We start from the raw sequence: 18,578 nt of genomic DNA, 5'->3' as shown, positions 1-18,578 counted from the left end.
TTTTTGGCAAAGCGGTGCCATATCAATATTGAATATCGATATTTTTGGCCGCTTTATTCTGGCAATAACAGACCATCCAAAATGCTATTGGATATAATAACTTTTCACCCCAAAGGGCTTACCATTTTATTAAATATGGTGGGTCCATATTGACCTCCCGATAAATGCAGCGGTATTTATTCCGCAAGCGTTAATTTCGAGTAGCCCAAATGCACATCAAGGGCCGCCACCGCCGCAAGCGGATCGCCTTTTTTAATTGCCGACAGTATCAACTTATGCTCTTCGGCGATTTTCACTATTCGTTCCTGCGACCAGTATTTATTGCGATATTCAGAGCTTCTGAAGAGGGTTGAAAGCACCCCTGAGAATGCTGAAAGAACGTGATTGCCGCAGGACTGGAAAATCAATAAATGGAAATCTCGATCATATCCATCCGCTTTTTTTGGATCGTCCTGATGCAGCAGCATATCCTCAATGGTCTGCTCGACTTTGGCTATTTCGGATGGCGTGATGCGCCTGACGGCCAGCGGCAAAATTGCCCGTTCCATTAGGATACGGGCTTCTTTAAATTCGAAAGTATCAAACTGGGAAACTTCAAACTGAAATTTAATATGCTCGCTGAGGGAATCGGTATCGAACCCCTTGATCACGGTTCCGCGCTTCGGCGCCCGCTCCAGAATCCCGGCCTGGACCATAACGTCCAGCGCCTGTCTCATTTTGTAGCGTGAAACGCCAAATTTTTCCGCTAAAGCAATCTCCGTCTCGATCTTGTCGCCCGGTTTGAGATCCAGCGAGATAAAATATTTTTTGATTTTTTCCTGAAAACCGATTTCCGCCATCTGCTTTTCTCTTTTGTCGACAAAAAAGATCTATTTGTCGACAATTTAAATTGCGCCGTTTTTACCGTCAAGATGAAACGCTAAGAAATGTGAACCACCTCTGAAAGTGGTGAATCATGGACTATGCTTAATCCTGTATCCCTCCACGGAGCAGCATGCGATGTTCGACGGTTTTACCCTGCAGATGATTGCGTTACCGGAGGTTACCCTGCGGGTCAGGCATGGGGGCGCCGGCCCCGCCGTGCTGCTGCTCCATGGGCACCCCCGCACCCATGCCACCTGGCATCGGGTCGCCCCGCTGCTATCGCCCCATTTCACGGTGATCTGCCCGGATTTGCGCGGCTACGGCTTATCGTCCAAGCCGCCGGACGGCGACAATCATGCCGGCTATAGCAAACGGAAAATGGCGCAAGATTGCGTCGCGCTGATGAAACATCTCGGCCACGATCGTTTTGCCGTGGTCGGACACGATCGCGGCAGTTACGTGGCCATGCGCGCCGCGCTGGATTTTCCCGCGGCGATCGAACGCCTGATGGTGCTCGACAGCGTGCCCATCGCCGAGGCGCTGGCCCGCTGCGCTGAACCCTTCGCCCGCCGGTGGTGGCACTGGTTTTTCTTTGCCCAGCCCGATAAACCCGAACAGGCGATCCTTGCCGATCCCGATAAATGGTATGGTTTTACCGCCGGGCAAATGGGGGAAGAGGCTTATGCCGATTATCACCGCGCGATCCACGATCCCTTCACCGTACACGCCATGCTGGAGGATTACCGCGCCGGCCTGGCCGTCGACCGCTATCACGATGAGGAAGATCGGCGCAACGGGCATAAAATACGCTGCCCCACCCGCGTCATCTGGTCGACCCGGGATGACTTGCCGATTTTATACGATGATATCCTGGGTATTTGGCGCAACTGGGCGCTGGAGGTCTCCGGACAGGGAATCGATTCCGGACATCATGTGGCCGAGGATAATCCCGCCGAACTTGCCCGGCAGATTATCCAATTTTGCCGGTAGGGAATTTCATTTGGCGCGGCTTAGCCGTACCCGCGCCCTATTTTTTGCAATATCTTTCTAAAACAATTTCCATAACGTGTTTCCACGAACTGTTCATGCGGCCTTATTTTCAGGTAACGCTATCCTGTTACGATAACCACTACCGGTAAAAATAATTGTCGGTGTTTGATGCGCTAATTTCATATTTAATCCGGTTGTGCTAATCTTGCTAGCTGTTGATAAATCAAAGAGTAATCTGCATGATAACTTATGTGTATCTCCTCATCGCTATTATTTCAGAAGTTATTGCAACCACTTCATTAAAAGCGTCAGCCGGGTTTACAAAAATTTACCCTTCTATCATTGTCCTGGTTGGATATACCGTTTCATTTATATTACTGTCATTGGTGCTTAAAACCATGCCGGTGGGTATCGCTTATGCGCTTTGGGCAGGTTTAGGTATTGTTTTTGTTGCTTTTTCAGGCTATATCTTTTTTGGCCAAAAACTCGACATTTATGCAATTATGGGTATGATGCTAATTATTGCTGGCGTATTGGTTATAAATTTAGTGTCTAAGTCTGCTAGCCATTAGATATTTTAAGTAGTAAATTTTCGGTATTGGTCAATTTAATAACTACTTAAGAACATATATCATGATCGTGGAAAATAAAATATCTCATGGCTATAATATTAAACTTCGCCCACTGGAACGTGAAGACCTGCATTTCGTTCATCAGCTTGATAATAATGAAAGCGTGATGCGATACTGGTTCGAGGAGCCCTACGAAGCTTTCGTGGAGCTTAACGATCTTTATGATAAACATATCCATGACCAAAGCGAGCGGCGTTTTATCATCGACAAAGAGGGGGTCGGCATCGGCTTGGTGGAGTTAGTGGAAATTAATCATATCCACCGCCGCGCCGAGTTCCAAATATTGGTGGACCCCGCCCACCAGGGCCGCGGTTACGCCAGTATTGCCGCGCAGCTTGCCATGAACTATGGTTTCCTGGTGCTCAATTTGCATAAGCTGTATTTGATTGTCGATCAGGAGAACGAAAAGGCCATCCATATCTATGGCAAGCTGGGTTTCAAAGTGGAAGGCGTGCTGCTCAAGGAGTATTTCGTTAACGGCGAATACCGCAATACCATCAGGATGTGTATTTTCCAGGACGAATACCTGGCCAATCGGGAGCAATGGAACGGCGGCGGCGCGGGCGCGGCGGCCACGCTCCGTTGACATGGGCGCGCGGCCCGGCAAGATTAAGATAAGGTATGCATAGGCTCGGGTAATGCCTGGGGATCAAGCAGGCGACACGTTTTAATCAAGCGCCTTGCTCATATAAATGCTCAACGGATCGTCGGTATACTGCCCAAACGCGCCGGTACGGATAAACCCCAGCTTCTTATACAACCCCACCGCGTCCGGCTGATGAATGCCGGTTTCAAGATACAGCGCCGGGCAATGCTGCTGGCGCGCCAGCGCCTCCAATTCCGCAAGCAGCGCCGAAGCGAGACCATATCCCCGATAATCCGGATCGACATACAGCCGTTTGATTTCAGCCTGCCCGTCCGGACTATGATACAAGCAGACGCATCCCGCATTATAGTCTCCCACCGTTGCCAGCCAGGCCCAGGCCCGGTCGCGGCTCATGTCTGCCAAGGCAATACAGTGATTGCTGGCGGCGGGATAGAGTGCGGATTGGTACTCATCCAACTGGCCCACCAGCCTGGCCAAATCTTTATGGCAAAACGTAGCGGCGGTAATTCGTACGGTCATGTTTATACCTGGAAAATCAGCTAACGGAAAAAACCATGGCGGCATGGGGCCGCCGCCTTTGGTTTATCTTATATTGGCCGCCGGAATGTTATCAAGCCGCACGAAGTGGGCGTCGCGACGTTAGGCGACTGCTGGCGGTTTATAGGGCGATGCGTTGTTCTTGCACGTTAACATTGGAAAATTCTTTGGCCGTAAAAACCTCAGAGCTGCTGTTGACATAGAAATCATCTTGTAGGGACATGGCATTATCGATATAGACCGAAATATCGCAGCCATGGTCGATTTTACTGCGCATTAGGGTATTGCCGGGCAGGTTTCTGTTAATGCGGGTTATAGCGGCCCGGCATCCCCGATTTTCCGCGATAATCACGCGTTCAGGGGTAATATAATTGACATGCCATCCGGCATTGCGCACCAGCGCGCGGATATCAAACCCGTCGCTGGCGATATCCGCCACATCTCTTAATCGGTTAACCTGCTGTAGAATAAATTTTTTTATTGCATCTTGCTCAAGGATCATTTTTTGATAGGGTGCCAGGATCTTACTTAACACGCCGTTGACGATCAGATCTATTTCGGTATCTTTATTGAATTGGGAATAGGAGCCATAACCGTCGGTAAAGATTAACTCTTGCCTTTTACTGTAGAAAATGGGCGCTAACTCAATAAGTTTGTCGTGAATTTGCGCATCCAGGCGAAAAGCGATGCCTTCCACCGAGCGTTGCTGATTGACCCATAGAGCGATGGCTTCGTTAACTTGGTTATTGCTCAGATAGGATATGGCAAAATAATTGGTTTTAAAGAAATTATTAATATTCACCAGTTCATTAAACAACACCGCGGACTGGAAAAAGCTTAAATCATATTCCCGGGACAGCCTGGCCTGGGTGAGCAACTTATTATCCAGCATTAAATGCACCGCGCTTGCCAGTACATTGTCGTTGCATTCAAACTGCCGGATGAATCTTAACCGCCCCTCGCCAATAGTCTTCATATGCCTGTTGAATCCCGGATATTCGCGGCCATCCTCGTTGCTCAAAACGGGCAACCGTTGCCCCTGGCGGTGAGCCGCATCTACATTATTGCCTATGTCCAGTATCGGCAGCGGGAGCCGGATATTTAGGCCGGCGGCCGTGATTATGGTGCGGGCGCCGGGATAGGCCCCCGCCTGAGCAGGCGGGGGCGGGGGAACCGGAAGGTGACTAAGCGGGCGCGGCGGCTATCAGGCCACGATCATGGTGGTTTTGGTATTGACCAGCTCGAACAGCACCACGGTACGTGAAGGACAGGTATAAGCGTGGCCGAAACCAAAGCTGTGCTCATTGATATCATCGGGCTGGAAGGTATCGAAAATATGCCGCCAACCGTAACCGTGAGCCACTTCGGGCAAGGTAAATACCACATCCTCATGGGATGCGCTGAACAGCAGGAGCACGGTGCTTTGCGACCCCACCCGCAGCAGGCCGGTCGGCTGCGAACGGCCGTCCAGCAGCATGCCGATGCTTTTCAGGTTGGCATCGCCCCAGGCGTCCTCGGACATCTCATCGCCGCTGGGCTGGAACCAGGTAACATCCTTGATATTGAGCTTTTCGTTCAGCTTGCCGCTGAGAAACCGTCCGCGATGCAAAATCGGGAAACGGTTACGCAACGCGATAAGCCGGTAAGTAAACAGAATCAGCGACTCGCCTTTATCGTCAATCTGCCAATTCACCCAGCTGATCTCGCTGTCCTGGCAATAGCCGTTGTTGTTGCCCTGCTGGGTGCGGGCGAACTCATCGCCGGCCAGCAGCATGGGCGTACCTTGGGAAAACATCAGCGTCGCCAGCATATTGCGCATCTGGCGCAGGCGCAGTTCGTTGATCGCCGCTTCCTCGGTCGGCCCTTCGGCGCCATAGTTGGCCGAAATATTATCGCTATGACCGTCGCGATTATCCTCGCCGTTGGCTTCATTATGCTTATGCTCATAAGAAACCAGATCGTTGAGGGTAAAACCGTCGTGGGCGGTGATAAAATTCACCGAGGCGTGCGGTTTGCGGCCGCGATGGTTAAAGATATCGGCGGACCCGGCCAGCCGGGTGGTGAATTCCGCCAGTTGCCCTTCGTCGCCGCGCCAGAATTTACGCACCGAATCACGGTAGCGGTCGTTCCATTCCGACCATCCCGGCGGAAAGCCGCCGACCTGGTAGCCGCCCGGGCCGCAGTCCCAGGGTTCGGCAATCAGTTTGCATTGGCTGAGCACCGGATCTTGCCGGCAGGTATCCAAAAAGCCGCAGCCCTCGTCGAAACCATAGCTTTCCCGGCCCAGGATGGTGGCCAGATCGAAACGGAATCCGTCGACCTGCATCTCCGTAGCCCAGTAGCGCAGGGAATCCGTGACCATCTGCAATACCCGCGGATGGCTCAGGTTCAGGGTATTGCCGGTGCCGGTGTCGTTGATGTAATAGCGTTTTTCTTCCGGAAACAGACGATAATAACTGGCATTATCGATCCCCTTGAGGGATAGGGTCGGACCAAGCTCGTTACCTTCGGCGGTGTGGTTATACACCACATCCAGGATGACTTCGATGCCGGCGGCATGGAGCGTGGCGATCATCTGCTTGAATTCATTTACCGTCGACGTGGCCATATATTGGGGATGCGGCGCGAAGAAGCACAGCGTGTTATAACCCCAGAAATTATGCAGCCCGTTCTCCTGCAAATGCCGATCGTCGGTGAAAGCATGGATCGGCATGAGTTCAATGGCGGTGACGCCCAGGGATTTGATGTAATCGACGATCTGCGGCACGCTGAGCGCCGAAAACGTGCCGCGCAGATGCTCGGGTACCGCCGGATGGCGCATGGTGTAGCCGCGCACATGGGTTTCATAAATCAGCGTTTTTTCCCAGGGGATAAAATTTTTACCGTTCGCCGGCCAGGAAAACGCCGGGTCGATCACCCGGCATTTGGGCATAAACGGCGCGCTGTCGCGTTCGTCCACGCTCAGATCCTTGTCTTCCGCCTCGAAGTCGTAGGCGAATAGGGCATCGTCCCAGATCAATTCGCCCCAAATCTGCTTGGCGTAAGGATCGAGCAGCAGTTTGGCCGGGTTAAAGCGGTGCCCTTCCTCTGGGGCATGGGGACCATGGACGCGATAGCCATACAGCAAACCGGGCCGCGCATCGGGCAAGTAGCCGTGCCAGACTTCATCGGTATACTCCGGCAGCTCGATGCGGTCATACTCTTCGCCCTCTTCGTTAAACAGGCAAAGCTCCACTTTGGTGGCATGGGCGGAGAAAATGGCAAAGTTCACGCCCAGTCCGTCCCAGGTCGCCCCGAGAGGCACCGGCATCCCTTCCCTGACCCGCGTCTTGCGATCCGCATCCAGACGCTTCACTATTTCATTATCGGTATTGGGGTGGGCTATATGTACCCCTTTATCGTCAATGGTGACAACCACTTGGTTATCGACCTTACTCGCCATGGTGGTGGTAGTAGTAGGTATAACGATTTCATTTTTCTTCGACGATCCCTTGGCCATCAAATTCCTCTCTTGCGCATAATTTTGAGCATATCCATTTTATTCGCCGCCGTTGCAACGCAGCGGATTCCAATAGACGGACATCTTATATCCTGCCGGTTGCGGCATGGAGTCAAACGGCCTTGGGCCGGGGAAAACGGGGTGATATTACTGCCTTATTGGAGTGTAGTACCGGTTTGCGGTTATGCCAGAGGCCGCGTGCAGGTAATCTTTGCCTGGCCGCAGGCATGGGATACGGCGGGTCAAGGGCCTGATCGGCCGAGTGGGTTGTGATATCCTTTTCGCCTACGGCATTACCGCCGCGGTTTTTTATCGCCGCTGCCGATCGCCACATGTACTATCAGCTACGGCAAACAGGATAACTATCATGAACATCAATAAAGATACCTTGCTATGCATGTCTCTGGCCGCCCGCCCTGGTAATTTCGGCACCCGTTTCCATAACTATCTCTATGAACAACTGAACCTGAATTACATTTATAAAGCCTTTACTACCCGCGATCTCGCCGCCGCCATCGGCGGCGTCAGGGCGCTGGGTATTCGCGGCTGCGCGGTCTCGATGCCGTTTAAAGAAGACTGCATCCCCTATCTCGATGAGCTTGACGCGTCGGCGCGCGCCATCGAGTCGGTCAATACCATCGTAAATACCGATGGCCATCTTAAAGCCTACAATACCGATTATATCGCCATCGAACGCCTGCTGGCGCAATACCAAATCGATCCGCAGACTCCTTTTGCCCTGCGCGGCAGCGGCGGCATGGCTAAAGCGGTGGCCGGCGCACTGTATGACGCGGGCTTTCGCCAAGGGGTGATTATTGCCCGCAACCAGGAGACCGGCCAGCGTCTGGCGGATTTATACGGCTACCGGTGGCAGGCTGGAGAAGACAATCTCAACGCCGCGCTGCTGATTAACGTTACGCCGGTGGGTATGGCGGGCGGCGCGCAGGCTGATGATCTGGCCTTTAGCGAGCAAATTATCATCAACGCGACCACGGTATTCGACGTGGTGGCGCTGCCGGCGCAAACGCCGCTGATTCAATTTGCCCGTTTGCATGACAAAATCGTGATTACCGGCGCCGAAGTGATCGCCATCCAGGCGCTGGAACAATTTGTGCTGTATACCGGCGTGCGCCCGGACGTGGAGCTGGTTGAGCGCGCCGCGGCTTTCGCCCGCGGTTAATTAAACATTTTTTGCAGGTATTGGTTCAGCGAGGCGCGGGAACTGAAACCGTGGGGTATGCCATAGTGGCTATCGGGTTTCCCGTCCGGATCGGCGGGGAAAACCTGGTAATTGTCGCTGGAGCGTACCGGCGACGTGGGAGCGGCAAACAGACTGCTTTTATCCCGCAGCGAGGGATGAACGACCAGGGCGGTTCTGCCCAGTTTAGCCTCCCGATTCACGTAGACATAGTGGTGGCCTTTACGGTAACCGTAACATTGTCGGGTGATATAATCTCTTTCGAAACCGGAGTTTTCCAGTTCGCGAGCGACTTCATCGGGTCTTAAGTACATTATTTGTCCTCTCTTCAGTCACAGCGAAGTGATCACAGCTAATGTAATCAGTTAAGCGGCTGGCCAGTAGCCGCAGCGCGTGTTTTCGGATTAATCCAAAAAACGGCTATTTTACCGCTGCGCGCTGCGGAGCCCGGCCAGCAGAAGCCGCATTCAGCGGCCGCTGCGCTCGTTGCCGGCAACGGCGCGTTGGTCAATGGGGCGGCCCCCGGGCTGGAATATCGGCAACCGGGCCGGCGACATATCGGCAAGAAACAGATGAATAGTCTACAGTTAAATCATCTATAGCCAAAAGGGAGAAACAAATGTTTACGAAAGCTGAAAAAGATGACCTGCAAAGAGATGTTAAAGATGATGTTTCTCTGTTAGCCGACACCTTGGATGAATTGCTCAACACGTCTGAAAAAACCACCAAAGAACAATTGGACGCCCTGCGCTCCAAGGCAAAAGACGTATTGAAAGATGCCCGCGCCCGCGCCGGCGGCACCAGCCGCATCGGCCAGTACGCCCGTGACACCGCAATTCAAACTAAAGACTACGTCGTTGAAAAACCTTGGCAGAGCCTGGGTATCACCGCTGCGGTAGGTATTGTCCTCGGGGTATTGCTGTCTCGTCGTTAAGTCTCCCACCGCTCGGGTAACCCGGTTCGACGCCAGTTCGGCTCAGGCCGTCAGCCGGAAAAGAGAGTGTTTAAAGACATAATGATGAAGGCCCGTTCTTCTTGCGAAGCGCGGGCTTTTTGTTGTCCGCTGTCCGCCCGGGCGGTTAAAAACCAATATACCTAAATCCTATATATTGTATGGTTGATAAAAATTATATCTACATATAGTATTCATCTTATGCTTTGCGATGTTTCATACGTCATCAACCCCAAGGTTAAACCACCGGATTGCTCATGCTAGAGGTGAATGCGAATCATGACTATTACTATTTACACTAAACCGGATTGCGTCCAATGTCACGCCACCTGCCGCGCGCTGGACAGGAAAGGGATCGATTACCGCCTGGTGGATTTACTGGCCGACGCGCAGGCGCTGGCCCATGTGAAAGCCCTCGGCTACCAGCAGGTGCCTGTGGTGCAAACCGCCGATGAGCACTGGAGCGGGTTCAGGCCCGACAAAATCGGCCAGCTGGCCGCCGCGGCCATGGTCTTGTAACCCCATGGCGGACGGGAAACCCCTGCTGGTCTATTTCTCCAGCAGTTCGGAGAATACGCATCGTTTTGTCGGCAAATTGACGCTGCCCGCGCTGCGTATTCCCCTGGCCCCCAGCGAGAGCCTGCGGGTAGACCGCCCCTATATCCTGATTGTCCCCAGCTACGGCGGCGGCAGCGATCGGGGCGCGGTGCCGCGTCAGGCGATCCGTTTTCTTAATGATGCAACCAACCGTTCCTGGCTGCGCGGCGTGATTGGCGCCGGCAATCGGAATTTTGGTACGGCCTTCTGCCTGGCGGGCGATATCATCGCCAAAAAATGCCGGGTCCCTTATCTCTATCGCTTTGAGCTATTGGGAACGGCGGAAGACGTGGCGCAGGTACGTAAAGGAGTAACCGAATTTTGGCAACAACCTTGGCAGCAACAGAGCTGAACGTGGCCCCACCCGGCCCGGCGCTGGCGGATTATCACGCCCTGAACGCCATGCTTAATCTGTATGACGAGCACGGCAAGATCCAGTTCGATAAAGATCGGCAGGCCGTCGACCTGTATTTTGAACAGCATGTGGAACCCAATACCCGCCGGTTTCCTTCGCTGCAGGCCCGGCTGGGCACGCTGGTGGAGGAAGGCTATTACGAAGCGCAGGTGCTGGCCCCCTACTCCGACGCCGAGATTGCCGCCATTTTTTCCCAGGCCGACGCGCGCGGGTTCCGCTTTCAGACCTTTATGGGCGCGCTGAAGTTTTATACCAGCTATACGCTTAAATCCTTCGACGGGCGCCAGTACCTTGAACGCTTCGAAGATCGGGTGTGCATGGTGGCGTTAACCCTGGCCGCCGGCGATAGCGCGCTGGCGTCCCGTCTGGTGGAAGAGATGCTTTCCGGACGCTTCCAGCCGGCCACGCCGACCTTCCTTAACTGCGGCAAACAGCAGCGCGGCGAGTATGTTTCCTGTTTCCTGCTGCGTATTGAAGACAATATGGAATCCATCGGCCGCTCGGTGAACGCCGCGCTGCAATTGTCCAAACGCGGCGGCGGCGTGGCGTTTATGCTGACCAATCTGCGCGAGGCGGGCGCGCCCATCAAGCGTATCGAAAACCAATCATCCGGGGTGATTCCGGTGATGAAAATGCTGGAAGACGCCTTCTCCTACGCCAATCAGCTGGGCGCGCGCCAGGGGGCAGGGGCGGTTTATCTACACGCCCATCATCCGGATATCATGCGTTTTCTCGATACCAAGCGGGAAAACGCCGACGAAAAAATCCGCATCAAAACCCTGTCGCTGGGGGTGGTGATACCCGATGTCACCTTCGAGCTGGCGCGCGATAATCAGCCGATGTACCTGTTCTCTCCTTATGACGTGGAGCGGATTTACGGCCAGCCTTTTTCGCAGCTCAGCATCAGTGAAAAATACCATGAAATGGCGGCCGACCCGCGCATCCGCAAAACCGCCATCGACGCCAGGCTGTTTTTTCAAACGCTGGCGGAAATCCAGTTCGAGTCGGGTTATCCCTATATGGTATTCGAGGATACGGTAAACCGGGCCAACCCTATCGACGGGCGCATTAATATGAGCAACCTGTGCTCGGAGATTTTACAGGTCAATAGCGCCACCGAGTACCACGAGGATCTGAGCTACCGGCAGGTGGGCAACGACATCTCCTGCAATCTCGGTTCGCTGAATATCGCCCGCGCCATGGACACGCCGGATTTGGGCAATACCGTGGAAACCGCCGTGCGCGCCCTGACCGCCGTATCCGATATGAGCCGGATAAACTCGGTGCCCTCCATTGTCAAAGGCAATGAAGAATCCCACGCCATCGGTCTGGGCCAAATGAACCTGCACGGCTACCTGGCCCGCGAACATATTTATTATGGCTCGCAAGAGGGCATCGATTTCACCAATATGTACTTCTACGCCATTACCTACCACGCGGTGCGCGCCTCCAACCGCCTGGCCATGGAACGGGGCACCACCTTCGGCGGTTTCGCCCGCTCCCGTTATGCTTCCGGCGAGTATTTCCGGCCTTATGTGGAACAAGTGTGGCAACCGGCCACCGAACGGGTCAGCGCCCTGTTCGCCGACGCGGGCATCGCCCTGCCCACCCGCGACGACTGGCTGGCGCTGCGCGCGTCCGTTATGGCGCACGGCCTCTACAACCAGAATCTCCAGGCGGTGCCGCCCACCGGTTCCATCTCCTATATCAATCATTCCACGTCGAGCATCCATCCCATCGTGTCGCGCATCGAGATCCGCAAAGAGGGCAAAACCGGGCGGGTCTATTATCCGGCGCCTTTTATGGATAACGATAACCTGCACTATTATCAGGATGCGTATGAAATCGGCCCGGAAAAAATTATCGATACCTATGCCGCCGCCACGCGCCACGTGGATCAGGGGCTGTCGCTGACCCTGTTTTTCCGCGATACCGCCACCACGCGGGATATCACCAAAGCACAGATTTATGCCTGGAAAAAAGGCATCAAGACGCTGTATTACATACGCATACGCCAAATGGCGCTGGAAGGCACCGAAGTGTCCGGCTGCGTCTCATGCGCGCTCTAACGGCCAAGGAGAATACGATCATGACCACCTCTTCGCCCCGCGCCCCCGTGCAGGCGGTAAATTGGAACCGGATCGAGGACGATAAGGATCTGGAAGTCTGGAACCGCCTGACCGCGAATTTCTGGCTGCCGGAGAAATTGCCCCTGTCCAATGATATCCCGTCCTGGGGCACATTATCGCCGCAGGAGCAGGAATTAACGATTAGGGTATTTACCGGCTTGACATTGCTCGATACGGTACAAAATACCGTCGGTGCGCCGGCATTAATGGCGGATGCCGTCACCCCCCATGAGGAAGCGGTATTCTCCAATATCAGCTTTATGGAGGCGGTGCATGCGCGCTCATACAGCTCGATATTCTCCACCCTGTGTTCCATGCCGGACGTGGACGCGGCTTATCGCTGGAGCGAGCAAAATACGGCGCTGCAAAATAAAGCCGCCATTATTTTACAGCATTATCGCCATGACGACCCGCTGACCAAAAAAGTGGCCAGCGTGTTTCTGGAGTCGTTCTTATTTTATTCCGGTTTTTATTTGCCAATGTATTATTCCAGCCGGGCGAAACTCACCAACACCGCCGATCTGATCCGGTTAATTATCCGCGACGAAGCGGTGCACGGATATTATATCGGCTACAAATTCCAGCGCGCCCTGGAGCGGGCCACCCCGGAGCGGCGCGAGCAAATCAAGGGCTTTGCCTACGACCTGATGCAGGACCTGTACGAGAACGAACTGTTGTATAGCGCCCAGCTGTACGATGGGGTCGGCTGGACCGAGGACGTGACGGCATTTTTACATTATAATGCCAATAAGGCCTTGATGAATCTGGGTTATGAGGCGCTGTTCCCGGCATCCATGACCAACGTGAATCCGGCCATCCTCGCGGCATTGTCCCCCAATGCCGATGAGAACCACGACTTTTTCTCCGGTTCCGGGTCGTCGTATGTCATGGGCCGGGCCGTCAGCACCGAGGACGAAGACTGGGCATTTTAATTCCGAACCGGGGGATTTTATCTTCCCCCGGATAATTAAAGTATATTTTTTTAAAAATTTTATCGGCCTAATTTAATTCAAAAATTAAATCCAGTCTCGTTGAACGATTATTTATTTTTTATTGCACCCCACAAACACGTCCTCACCACATGCCTTCTTTTCGGTCCGCAACATTATACTCACCATTATTAACATACCCTACCGATACAATAGCGCCTGCTGAGGGGAAAACACAAAATTCCGGCCAGGCAATATCCACATAAATTGAAAAAAAATTCAGGACGGCGATTATTTCCCTAAGCCCTTGTCCTGCGGCGGCGTTCTGCCTGATATGCGTGCTTGAAGTCGGCGGCATATTCCGCCGGATGGACGGCCAGGGGTTGTCTAAAATGCTCAGTGTGTTAGGGTATACAGCGTTTTTATTTTGGCAGGATCATTGGATATATTAGAAAACTTTAAAAAACTACAGGAAACTGATAATTGCATGGCTGTTAAACTTGAAGTCAAAAACCTCTATAAGATATTTGGCGAGCATCCTGAACGAGCCTTTAAGCTCATTCAACAGGGGCTGGGCAAAGATAAAATATTTGAAAAAACCGGTCTGACGGTTGGCGTAAAAGACGCCAGTCTGGCCATTGAAGAAGGCGAGATATTTGTCATCATGGGATTATCCGGTTCCGGTAAATCGACCATGGTACGCCTTCTCAATCGTCTGATAGAGCCGACCCGCGGCGAAGTGCTGATCGACGGCGAAGATATCGCCAAGATTTCCGACGGCGCGCTGCGCGAGGTCCGCCGCAAGAAAATCAGCATGGTATTCCAATCCTTTGCGTTAATGCCGCATTTGAACGTGCTGGATAATACCGCTTTTGGCATGATGCTGGCCGGAATGCCGCTGCAGGAACGCCACGCCAAAGCGCTGGAAGCGCTGGCGCAGGTCGGCTTGGACACCCACGCGCTGTCATGGCCCGATGAACTCTCCGGCGGGATGCGCCAGCGGGTGGGCCTGGCGCGGGCGCTGGCCAACGACCCGGATATCCTGTTGATGGATGAAGCTTTTTCGGCGCTCGATCCGTTGATCCGCGCCGAAATGCAGGATGAGTTGGTCAAGCTGCAATCCCGCCACCAGCGCACCATTGTATTTATTTCCCACGATCTCGATGAAGCCATGCGTATCGGCGATCGCATCGCCATTATGCAGGGCGGCGTAGTGGTCCAGGTGGGCACCCCGGATGAAATTCTCAATAACCCGGCCAACGAATATGTTCGCACCTTCTTTCGCGGCGTGGACGTCAGCCACGTGTTTAGCGCCAAGGATATCGCCCGCCGGCGTCCGGTGACGCTGATTCGCAAAACCCCCGGCTTCGGCCCGCGTTCCGCCCTGAAGCTGCTACAGGATGAAGACCGCGATTTTGGTTACGTACTGGAGCGCGGCCAGAAATTTATCGGCGTGGTCTCCATCGATTCGCTTAAAGCGGCCCTGGCCGGCAATCTGGCCCTGGAAGCGGCGCTGCTCGCCAGCCCCGCGCCCGTGCCCGGGGAGACGCCGCTCAGCGAACTGATATCCACCGTAGCCCAGGCGCCCTGCGCCGTACCGGTGGTGGGCGAGGAAAATCAATATATCGGCATCATTTCCAAAGGCATGTTGCTACAGGCCTTAGACAAAGAAGGGGCGACCAATGAGTAAGCCAACCATCGATCCGTGGGGTGGCGCCCCGGCGTCACAGCCCGCAGACGCGGCGCAGGCCGCGCAAACCGCCCCGGCCGACGGCGCGGGCTCGTCCGCCGATGCCTGGGGCTCGGCCGCGCCCGTCCCCGCCGACGCGGCTCATTCCGCCCAGCCGGGAGCCGACTGGCTCAACAGCGGCGCGGCGCCCGCCCCGGAACATTTTTCGCTGCTCGACCCGTTCCATAAGACCCTGATCCCCCTGGACGCCTGGGTGACCGAAGGCATCGACTGGGTAGTGCTGCATTTTCGCCCGCTGTTCCAGGGCGTCCGGGTGCCGGTGGACTTTATTCTCAGCGGCTTTCAGCATCTGCTGCTGGGCATGCCCGCGCCGGTGGCCATTCTGGTGTTCGCCCTGCTGGCCTGGCAGATGTCCAGCCTGGGCATGGGTATCGCCACCCTGGTCTCGCTGGCGGTCATCGGGGCCATCGGCGCCTGGTCGCAGGCCATGGTTACCCTGGCGCTGGTGCTCACTTCGCTATTGTTCTGCGTGGTGATCGGGCTACCGCTGGGCATCTGGCTGGCGCGCAGCGAGGGAGCGGCGAAAATCATCCGGCCCTTGCTCGATGCCATGCAAACCACGCCGGCGTTCGTCTATCTGGTGCCCATCGTCATGCTGTTCGGGATAGGCAACGTACCGGGGGTGGTGGTGACCATTATCTTCGCCCTGCCGCCGGTGGTGCGCCTGACTATTCTGGGGATCAAGCAGGTGCCGGAAGATCTCATCGAAGCGGCGGAGTCGTTCGGCTCCAGCCCGGGCCAATTGTTGTTTAAGGTGCAGCTCCCGCTGGCGATGCCGACCATTATGGCCGGGATTAACCAAACGCTGATGCTGGCGCTCTCCATGGTGGTTATCGCCTCGATGATCGCGGTGGGCGGTCTGGGCCAGATGGTATTGCGCGGCATCGGCCGGCTGGATATGGGCCTGGCGACCATCGGCGGCGTCGGGATTGTGATCCTGGCGATCATTCTCGACCGACTGACCCAGTCGCTGGGACGGGATAAACGCAGCCGCGGCAATCGCCGCTGGTACGCCAGCGGTCCGTTGGGCCTGTTTACCCGGCCCTTTGCCAAAAAAGCTTAACTTATCAAAAGGAAAACACATGCATAAGACAGGACTTTGGGCGTTGGCGCTCAGCACGGCACTCGTCGCGCAGACCGCGCCGGCCGCCGATTTACCCGGCAAAGGCATTGAAATACAGCCTCTGCAAAGCACTATTTCGGAAGAAACCTTCCAGACGCTGCTGGTCAACAAAGCGCTGGCCAAGCTCGGCTATGACGTCAAATCAAGCCGTGAGGTGGATTACAACGTCGCCTATACCTCCATCGCCTCCGGCGACGCCACCTTTATGGCGGTTAACTGGGACCCGCTGCACGCCGATCAGTACCAGGCAGCGGGCGGCGATGCGAAGTTTTATCGCCAGGGCAACTACGTGGAAGGCGCCGCGCAGGGCTATCTGATCGATAAGAAAACCGCCGATAAATACCACATCACCACCATCGACCAGCTTAAAGACCCGCAATTGGCCAAACTGTTCGACGCCAACGGCGACGGCAAGGCCGACCTGACCGGCTGTACCCCGGGCTGGGGCTGCGAGGCGGTGATCAACCATCAGATCGAGGCCTACGGCCTGAGCAAGACCGTGGAACACAACCAGGGCAACTATGCGGCCATCATCGCCGATACCATGGCCCGATTCAAGGAAGGCAAACCGATACTTTATTATACCTGGACGCCTTATTGGGTCAGCGACGTGCTGGTTCCCGGCCGCGACGTGGTCTGGCTGCAAGTGCCGTTCTCATCCCTGCCCGGCGCGCAGAAAAATATCAGCACCAAGCTGCCCAACGGCGCCGATTATGGCTTCCCGGTCAATAATATGCGCATCGTGGCCAACAAACAGTGGGCCCAGGCCAATCCCGCGGCGGCCAAGCTGTTTGCCATTATGCGCTTGCCGATTGGCGACGTGAACGCGCAAAACCTGCGCATGCATGAAGGCCAGGCATCGGAGGCGGATATTGAACGCCACGCCAGCGGCTGGATTGCTGCGCACCAGGCGGTATTTGACGGCTGGGTCGCGAGCGCGGCGGCGGCGGCCGACAAGTAACAGGACGCCTTCATTGTGTCCATCGCACCTGTAAATACGGCATTAACAGGGCGCGCCAAACCACGGGGGGCATTCGCCCCTCGTTTTTTTGGCGCTTATGAGGAATAATGGCCTCCCGATTGGTAAACAGACTCACCGATGAAAACAAAAACAGACCACCCAAGTTTAAGTCCGGCACTGATTATTATCATGGCTATCGCCACCGGACTGTCGGTCGCCAGCAATTATTATGCCCAGCCCCTGCTTGATACCATTGCCCAGTCCTACCGGCTGTCGGTAAACCAGGCCGGATTTATCGTTACCGCAGCTCAGTTGGGTTATGCCTGCGGCCTGATGTTTATTGTTCCGCTGGGAGATAAATTCGAACGACGCGGCATGATAGTGGCGATGACGGTGCTATCCGCCGCCGGCATGCTGGTCACCGCTTCCTCGGGTAATCTGCCGATGATGATAGTCGGTACGGCGATGACCGGGCTATTTTCAGTCGTGGCGCAGATACTGGTGCCGCTGGCGGCCACCCTGGCCGATCCGGCCAAGCGAGGCAAAGTGGTCGGCATGATCATGAGCGGCCTGCTGCTCGGCATCCTGCTGGCGCGGACCGTCGCCGGCGCCCTGGCCACCCTGGGCGGCTGGCGTACGGTATACTGGTTCGCCAGCGCCCTGATGTTTATCATGGCGCTGATTTTGTGGTGGACGCTGCCCCGCTACAAACAGTATTCCGATTTGAACTACCCACAGCTGCTGGCGTCTATTTTCCGGATGTACGTCGGCACCCCGATATTGCGCACCCGCGCGCTGATTGGCTGCGTGTCGTTTGCCAGTTTCAGCAACCTCTGGACCTCCATGGCTTTTTTGCTGGCGGCGCCGCCGTTTTATTTTTCCGAAGCCAAAATCGGCCTGTTCGGGCTGGTAGGGGCGGCGGGCGCGCTGGCCGCGTCGCGGGCCGGCCACTTGGCCGATCGGGGCAAAGCCAAAATCACCACCCGCTACGGCCTGCTGCTGCTGCTGATCTCCTGGGCCTTTATCTGGTACGGCCAGCATCAGGTCATCGCCTTGATCCTCGGCATTATCATGCTGGATCTGGCGGTGCAGGGCGTGCATATCACCAACCAAAGCGTGATTTACCGCCGCATGCCCCAGGCGCGTAACCGCCTTACTTCCGGTTATATGACCAGTTATTTTATCGGCGGCGCCGTAGGCTCGCTTGTTTCCGCATCGGCCTTCCAGGCTGCGGGCTGGACCGGCGTCTGCGTAGCCGGCGGCATCCTGGGCGTATTGAATCTGCTGATATGGTGGCGCGGGCAAGGTTATGAAGACAGCGGCGTGGTAGCCGCCTGAGGACGCTTGCCGGCCTGACGCCTTTTGGGCGCCCGCCGGCATACTTTCGCCTTTAGG

18 protein-coding genes are annotated in these 18,578 nt (G+C 55.2%); 13 read left to right on the top strand and 5 right to left on the bottom strand.

From position 1 onward, the window contains the following. Positions 1-176: 176 nt before the first annotated feature. Positions 177-839, bottom strand: coding sequence for a FadR/GntR family transcriptional regulator (locus ACL2XP_RS04080; protein ID WP_413737287.1), 663 nt, complete (start codon positions 837-839; stop codon positions 177-179). A gap of 160 nt (positions 840-999) precedes the next feature. Here ACL2XP_RS04080 and ACL2XP_RS04075 point away from each other — a divergent pair, with 160 nt between their 5' ends. From ACL2XP_RS04075 to speG, 3 genes are all read left to right on the top strand, one after another. Then, positions 1,000-1,854, top strand: a complete 855-nt coding sequence (locus ACL2XP_RS04075; protein WP_413737286.1) for an alpha/beta fold hydrolase — start codon at positions 1,000-1,002, stop codon at positions 1,852-1,854. A gap of 239 nt (positions 1,855-2,093) precedes the next feature. Beyond that, the gene (locus ACL2XP_RS04070) at positions 2,094-2,426 is read left to right on the top strand and encodes a DMT family transporter (protein WP_413737285.1); all 333 of its coding nucleotides are present in this window, start codon (positions 2,094-2,096) and stop codon (positions 2,424-2,426) included. 61 nt (positions 2,427-2,487) lie between these two features. After that, positions 2,488-3,072, top strand: coding sequence for a spermidine N1-acetyltransferase (gene speG, locus ACL2XP_RS04065; RefSeq protein WP_413737284.1), 585 nt, complete (start codon positions 2,488-2,490; stop codon positions 3,070-3,072). A gap of 81 nt (positions 3,073-3,153) precedes the next feature. Here speG and ACL2XP_RS04060 read toward each other — a convergent pair whose 3' ends face one another. The 3 genes from ACL2XP_RS04060 to glgX form a co-directional block, all read right to left on the bottom strand. Next, a complete protein-coding gene (locus ACL2XP_RS04060; protein WP_413737283.1) occupies positions 3,154-3,612 on the bottom strand; it encodes a GNAT family N-acetyltransferase in 459 nt (152 codons plus the stop codon). Positions 3,613-3,751: 139 nt separating this feature from the next. Continuing rightward, complete coding sequence (locus ACL2XP_RS04055; RefSeq protein WP_413737282.1) at positions 3,752-4,606, bottom strand: hypothetical protein; 855 nt, start codon at positions 4,604-4,606, stop codon at positions 3,752-3,754. Between the two features lie 228 nt (positions 4,607-4,834). Beyond that, a complete protein-coding gene (gene glgX, locus ACL2XP_RS04050) occupies positions 4,835-6,976 on the bottom strand; it encodes a glycogen debranching protein GlgX (protein WP_413739078.1) in 2,142 nt (713 codons plus the stop codon). A gap of 520 nt (positions 6,977-7,496) precedes the next feature. Here glgX and ACL2XP_RS04045 point away from each other — a divergent pair. After that, on the top strand, positions 7,497-8,309 hold the full coding sequence (locus ACL2XP_RS04045; RefSeq protein ID WP_413737281.1) for a shikimate 5-dehydrogenase: 813 nt from the start codon (positions 7,497-7,499) through the stop codon (positions 8,307-8,309). Here ACL2XP_RS04045 and ACL2XP_RS04040 read toward each other — a convergent pair. After that, positions 8,306-8,641: a DUF2002 family protein gene (locus ACL2XP_RS04040; protein ID WP_413737280.1), complete on the bottom strand. Its 336-nt coding sequence runs from the start codon at positions 8,639-8,641 to the stop codon at positions 8,306-8,308. The genes ACL2XP_RS04045 and ACL2XP_RS04040 overlap by 4 nt on opposite strands. 305 nt (positions 8,642-8,946) lie before the next feature. Here ACL2XP_RS04040 and ACL2XP_RS04035 point away from each other — a divergent pair, with 305 nt between their 5' ends. From ACL2XP_RS04035 to ACL2XP_RS03995, 9 genes are all read left to right on the top strand, one after another. Continuing rightward, positions 8,947-9,261: a DUF883 family protein gene (locus tag ACL2XP_RS04035; protein WP_413737279.1), complete on the top strand. Its 315-nt coding sequence runs from the start codon at positions 8,947-8,949 to the stop codon at positions 9,259-9,261. Between the two features lie 297 nt (positions 9,262-9,558). Further along, the gene (gene nrdH / locus ACL2XP_RS04030) at positions 9,559-9,798 is read left to right on the top strand and encodes a glutaredoxin-like protein NrdH (protein WP_413737278.1); all 240 of its coding nucleotides are present in this window, start codon (positions 9,559-9,561) and stop codon (positions 9,796-9,798) included. Between the two features lie 4 nt (positions 9,799-9,802). After that, positions 9,803-10,228 (top strand): class Ib ribonucleoside-diphosphate reductase assembly flavoprotein NrdI, encoded by a 426-nt coding sequence (nrdI, locus tag ACL2XP_RS04025; RefSeq protein WP_413737277.1) that lies wholly within the window; start codon positions 9,803-9,805, stop codon positions 10,226-10,228. Then, positions 10,210-12,360, top strand: coding sequence for a class 1b ribonucleoside-diphosphate reductase subunit alpha (gene nrdE / locus ACL2XP_RS04020; protein WP_413739077.1), 2,151 nt, complete (start codon positions 10,210-10,212; stop codon positions 12,358-12,360). Before nrdI ends, nrdE begins: the two co-directional genes overlap by 19 nt. 20 nt (positions 12,361-12,380) lie before the next feature. Further along, a complete protein-coding gene (gene nrdF, locus ACL2XP_RS04015) occupies positions 12,381-13,352 on the top strand; it encodes a class 1b ribonucleoside-diphosphate reductase subunit beta (protein ID WP_413737276.1) in 972 nt (323 codons plus the stop codon). Positions 13,353-13,836: 484 nt separating this feature from the next. After that, a complete protein-coding gene (gene proV, locus ACL2XP_RS04010) occupies positions 13,837-15,039 on the top strand; it encodes a glycine betaine/L-proline ABC transporter ATP-binding protein ProV (RefSeq protein ID WP_413737275.1) in 1,203 nt (400 codons plus the stop codon). Further along, complete coding sequence (gene proW / locus ACL2XP_RS04005) at positions 15,032-16,162, top strand: glycine betaine/L-proline ABC transporter permease ProW (RefSeq protein WP_413737274.1); 1,131 nt, start codon at positions 15,032-15,034, stop codon at positions 16,160-16,162. The genes proV and proW overlap by 8 nt, the downstream gene beginning before the upstream one ends. 19 nt (positions 16,163-16,181) lie before the next feature. Next, positions 16,182-17,183, top strand: coding sequence for a glycine betaine/L-proline ABC transporter substrate-binding protein ProX (proX, locus tag ACL2XP_RS04000; RefSeq protein ID WP_413737273.1), 1,002 nt, complete (start codon positions 16,182-16,184; stop codon positions 17,181-17,183). Between the two features lie 138 nt (positions 17,184-17,321). Then, the gene (locus ACL2XP_RS03995; RefSeq protein ID WP_413737272.1) at positions 17,322-18,521 is read left to right on the top strand and encodes an MFS transporter; all 1,200 of its coding nucleotides are present in this window, start codon (positions 17,322-17,324) and stop codon (positions 18,519-18,521) included. The last annotated feature ends 57 nt before the right edge of the window (positions 18,522-18,578 follow it).

It is taken from the genome of Sodalis sp. RH21, assembly GCF_047324175.1.
Taxonomy (GTDB): domain Bacteria; phylum Pseudomonadota; class Gammaproteobacteria; order Enterobacterales; family Enterobacteriaceae; genus Acerihabitans.
Note: the sequence above shows the minus strand (reverse complement) of the source record. Positions and strands in the feature narration are given on the sequence as shown.

Coding starts and splice junctions, on each gene's coding strand:
- ACL2XP_RS04045 (WP_413737281.1), top strand. CDS start 7,497: ATGAACATCAATAAAGATACCTTGCTATGCATGTCTCTGGCCGCCCGC.
- ACL2XP_RS04035 (WP_413737279.1), top strand. CDS start 8,947: ATGTTTACGAAAGCTGAAAAAGATGACCTGCAAAGAGATGTTAAAGAT.
- ACL2XP_RS03995 (WP_413737272.1), top strand. CDS start 17,322: ATGAAAACAAAAACAGACCACCCAAGTTTAAGTCCGGCACTGATTATT.
- ACL2XP_RS04040 (WP_413737280.1), bottom strand. CDS start 8,641: ATGTACTTAAGACCCGATGAAGTCGCTCGCGAACTGGAAAACTCCGGT.
- proX (WP_413737273.1), top strand. CDS start 16,182: ATGCATAAGACAGGACTTTGGGCGTTGGCGCTCAGCACGGCACTCGTC.
- ACL2XP_RS04075 (WP_413737286.1), top strand. CDS start 1,000: ATGTTCGACGGTTTTACCCTGCAGATGATTGCGTTACCGGAGGTTACC.
- proW (WP_413737274.1), top strand. CDS start 15,032: ATGAGTAAGCCAACCATCGATCCGTGGGGTGGCGCCCCGGCGTCACAG.
- ACL2XP_RS04080 (WP_413737287.1), bottom strand. CDS start 839: ATGGCGGAAATCGGTTTTCAGGAAAAAATCAAAAAATATTTTATCTCG.
- nrdH (WP_413737278.1), top strand. CDS start 9,559: ATGACTATTACTATTTACACTAAACCGGATTGCGTCCAATGTCACGCC.
- ACL2XP_RS04060 (WP_413737283.1), bottom strand. CDS start 3,612: ATGACCGTACGAATTACCGCCGCTACGTTTTGCCATAAAGATTTGGCC.
- nrdF (WP_413737276.1), top strand. CDS start 12,381: ATGACCACCTCTTCGCCCCGCGCCCCCGTGCAGGCGGTAAATTGGAAC.
- nrdI (WP_413737277.1), top strand. CDS start 9,803: ATGGCGGACGGGAAACCCCTGCTGGTCTATTTCTCCAGCAGTTCGGAG.
- proV (WP_413737275.1), top strand. CDS start 13,837: ATGGCTGTTAAACTTGAAGTCAAAAACCTCTATAAGATATTTGGCGAG.
- speG (WP_413737284.1), top strand. CDS start 2,488: ATGATCGTGGAAAATAAAATATCTCATGGCTATAATATTAAACTTCGC.
- ACL2XP_RS04055 (WP_413737282.1), bottom strand. CDS start 4,606: ATGAAGACTATTGGCGAGGGGCGGTTAAGATTCATCCGGCAGTTTGAA.
- ACL2XP_RS04070 (WP_413737285.1), top strand. CDS start 2,094: ATGATAACTTATGTGTATCTCCTCATCGCTATTATTTCAGAAGTTATT.